Source organism: Pseudomonas syringae group sp. J309-1 (genome assembly GCF_032582135.1).
In the GTDB taxonomy this organism is placed as follows: Bacteria; Pseudomonadota; Gammaproteobacteria; order Pseudomonadales; family Pseudomonadaceae; genus Aquipseudomonas; species Aquipseudomonas quasicaspiana.
In genome coordinates this window covers 17,513-21,401 of the sequence record NZ_JAWHNU010000032.1, presented here as the reverse complement: position 1 = coordinate 21,401, position 3,889 = coordinate 17,513, and the positions used below count along the sequence as shown (strand labels likewise).

Below are 3,889 nucleotides of genomic sequence, written 5' to 3'. Positions count from 1 at the left end.
GAATAAATTCGCTCCTACCGGGATGTGCGTTCAGCGCGTAAACACCTGTTTTTCGTGGGAGCGAATTCATTCGCGAATGCGTTTTTCCTGCAAATATATCTGTGTCTGACACACTGCCTTCGCGAATAAATTCGCTCCTACCGGGATGTGCGTTCAGCGCGTAAACACCTGTTTTTCGTGGGAGCGAATTCATTCGCGAAGGCGTTTTTCCTGCAAAAAATCTGCGTCTGACACACCGCTTTCGCGAATAAATTCGCTCCTGCCGGGATGTGCGTTCAGTGCGTAAACACCTGTTTTTCGTGGGAGCGAATTCATTCGCGAAGGCGTTTTTCCTGTAAAAAAATCTGTGTCTGACACACTGCCTTCGCGAATAAATTCGCTCCTACCGGGATGTGCGTTCAGCGCGTAAGCACCTGTTTTTCGTGGGAGCGAATTCATTCGCGAATGCGTTTTTCCTGTAAAAAAATCTGCGTCTGACACACCGCTTTCGCGAATAAATTCGCTCCCACCGGGGTTGTGTTCCAAACCTGTTTAGCTCTATTTATCAGCCTGCAGATAAGCCCTCCAGCCGCCAAGATGGCTGATGTTTTTTGCGCCCTCCAGCCCATAAGCTTCGCAGATAAACCCGCATTCCCAGCGGCCATCAGCCAGTTGTACTTTGCCTAAACCCAGTGGCGCCGGAATACCGGTGAGGAATGAGCCCAGTTCGCGGCTTGGCAGTTCCCAGACTTCCACTTCGATGGCGACTCCACTTTGGTCCACCCGGACCATGCCCGGCCGGAACGGCGGGCCGCCTGCGAGTGCATACAGTTGGTAGTCCGGCGAACTGTGGGTGGTTTCAACCAGGCGAGCGCCGCGCTGTTTGAGTTGCCAGTTCAACGCCAGGCCATCCAGATGCGCGCCGCACACGACCACACGGGCCATGTCATTACGGGCGACGGTGGCCGGTTTGTTCAGTTGCGTTTTCAGAGTGCCAATCAATGGCAATTCGGTGTGACGTTGCAAAGCGTCGGCCACACTCAGCAGGTATTGGTCGGTGAACACCCTGCCGAACAGCGTCACGCCCCAAGGCAGTCCGTTGTTCATGAACGCGCTCGGTACGGCAATGGCGGCGTAGTCCAGCAGGTTGACGAAGTTGGTGTAGTAGCCCAGGTCCGAATTGCGCAATACGGGTTCGGCTTGCAGGTCGGCGTTGGTCACCGGACGGGGAATGCTTGGCGTTACGACGAAGTCCAGATCTTCCATGGCCTTGTCGCAGATCGCCTTGAGCGCTTGCAGACGGTACTGGGCGCGGAATGTTTCCACACCACTGACCGCAGGGGCCTTGGCCAGCACTGCTTTTATCACTGGCAACACTGCGTCGGGGTTGGTCTCCATCAGTTCGCCCGCAACGCTGTAGCGCTCGGCGACCCACGGCCCTTCGTACAGCAGACGCGCGGCCTCAAGGAACGGTGACAGGTCCAGAGTGACGGCTTGGCCACCCAGCGCGGTCAGGTGGCCAACGGCGTCGCTAAACAGCTGCGGACCCTCCGTGCAGCCGAAGAACTCCAGGTCCTCTTCGCCTGGAACGCCGAACCGGAAGGGACGTGGCGCACCGAATGCTGAAGCGTCGTTCCACAGCGGGTTGCTGCGGCTGTATTCGTCACGTGGGTCCAGTCGTGCGGTCAGGCTCAGCAACAGGCTGGCTTCGCGAGCGGTGGCGGTGAAGGTCGTCACGCAATCCAGCGTGCGGCAGGCCGGTACGACGCCTGCGGTGGAGAACAGGCCTTTACTGGCCTTCATGCCCACCAGATTGTTTAGCGCAGCGGGTACCCGGCCCGAGCCTGCTGTGTCGGTGCCCAGCGAAAAACTGCTGACGCCCAGCGCGACGGCGAGTGACGAACCCGAGCTGGAGCCGCCCGAGGGATATTCTTTGAGCACGCTGTTCGGGCAGGCGCCAAATGGCGAGCGGCTGCCGTTCAAGCCCGTGGCGAACTGATCCAGATTGGTTTTACCCATGGGGATCGCCCCCAGCGCTAAAAGCTGTTCGACGATCGTCGCCGAACGTTCCGGCGTGTATGTATACGCCACGCAAGCCGCTGTGGTGGGAATGCCCGCCAGATCAATGTTGTCCTTGATCGCGAAAGGGATGCCGTAAAGCGGAAGGTCCTTGATATCACGACCCTCCAGTGCGGCGAGGTAGGGCTCCAGTTCGTTCGGAGTCAGCAGGTGAATGAACAGGTGATATTCGGGGTTCAACGCAGCGGCTTTTTCACGCAACGCGAGGATCAATTGACGGGGTGTCAGGTTGCCGGATTCATAGGCCGCACGGACTGAATCAAGGCGCAGGTCGTGCAACGTTACTTCAAGGCTCATAGAAGAATTCCATCAAAAAGTAAAAGGATCAGTCGGCTTGCAGCACGACGACACGCTGACCTGCACGCACTGCCGAACCGGGCTGGACGCGCACCTCGCGGACCACGCCGGAGGTCGGTGCCAGCAGCGGAATTTCCATCTTCATCGACTCCAGAATCACCAAGGTCTCACCTGCCTCGACACGCTGGCCGACCTCGACCTGCACCTGCCAGAGGTTACCGGCGATATGGCTGTCGACGCTGTGCTCTCCAGCCTCGAGTGGCGCTTCTTCGGTCAACGGCGCGACGGCTTCTTCGCTTTCGAAGTTGGCCTGACCGCTGGCGATCCAGCGTTCACGTTCAGCGTTGAATGCCGCTTGTTGCTGGCTGCGGAAGGTGGTGATGCCCTCGGCTTCGCGATTCAGGAACGCCTGGTAATCGGCCAGGTTCAGAGTGCTGTGTTCAATCTCCAGGTCGTAACGGCCCAGTGGGAAATCACGACGGATGCGCAGCAGTTCTTCAGCGCTGACCGGGTAGAAGCGGATCTGATCGAAGAAGCGCAGCAGCCATGGTTTGCCGTCGAACGCGGCAACTTCGCGGTAGCGATTCCACATCTGCAGGGTGCGCCCCACAAACTGATAACCGCCGGGGCCTTCCATGCCGTACACGCACATGTATGCACCGCCGATGCCTACCGAGTTTTCGGCGGTCCAGGTGCGAGCCGGGTTGTATTTGGTGGTGACCAGTCGATGGCGCGGATCCAGTGGCGTGGCGACCGGTGCGCCGAGGTACACATCGCCCAGGCCCATGACCAGATAGCTGGCCTCGAACACGGTGCGCTTTACTTCATCGAGGTTGGGCAGGTCGTTTATGCGCCTGATGAACTCCAGATTGCTCGGGCACCAAGGGGCGTCTTTGCGCACGGTAGTCATGTATTTTTCGATGGCGAGCTGACAGGCCGGATCATCCCAGGACAACGGCAGATGGACGATGCGCGAAGGGACTTGCAGGTCTTTGGCCGCGCACACGGCGTCCCATTCGCCAGCAACGATATCGAGCAGGTGCGCCAGCGGTAGTTGTTCCGGCTGGTAATGCACTTGCAGTGAGCGAATGCCCGGCGTCAGGTCGATCACGCCTTGCAGATGCTTTGCTTCCAGCGCCTGCATCAAGGCATGGCCGCGGAAGCGCAAGACCAGATCCAGCTCAGGCGCGCCGATTTCCAGCAGCAGGTACGTGTCGCCGGAGAGGCGGGCGACCAGGCGCGTGTCGTCTGCGCCAATATCCAGAACGATGGGTGACGTCAATTCTGCTGGAGCGAGGCTCGCTTCCAAAGGTGTCAGATCAGGCACCGCGTCGCCTGCTTCGCGAATGAATTCGCTCCCACTGGACTGTGCTGCGCCGCCGTCCCCCTGTAGGAGCGCGCTTGCCCGCGATGAAGGCATTTCGGACGCAGAAGATGTATCGGATGCACCAGCCTCATCGCGAATGAATTCGCTCCCACTGGACTGTGCTGCGCCGCCGTCCCCCTGTAGGAGCGCGCTTGCCCGCGATGAAGG

General features: G+C 59.3%; 3 protein-coding genes. All 3 read right to left on the bottom strand.

The features are described from left to right. Positions 1 to 189 precede the first annotated feature (189 nt). On the bottom strand, positions 190 to 525 hold the full coding sequence (locus RX972_RS17310; RefSeq protein ID WP_316877383.1) for a hypothetical protein: 336 nt from the start codon (positions 523 to 525) through the stop codon (positions 190 to 192). Between the two features lie 12 nt (positions 526 to 537). Continuing rightward, positions 538 to 2,355, bottom strand: coding sequence for an allophanate hydrolase (gene atzF, locus RX972_RS17305; RefSeq protein ID WP_316877381.1), 1,818 nt, complete (start codon positions 2,353 to 2,355; stop codon positions 538 to 540). A gap of 28 nt (positions 2,356 to 2,383) precedes the next feature. Further along, positions 2,384 to 3,889 (bottom strand): carboxyltransferase domain-containing protein (locus RX972_RS17300; protein ID WP_316877380.1); only part of this gene is annotated, 1,506 nt, incomplete at its 5' end.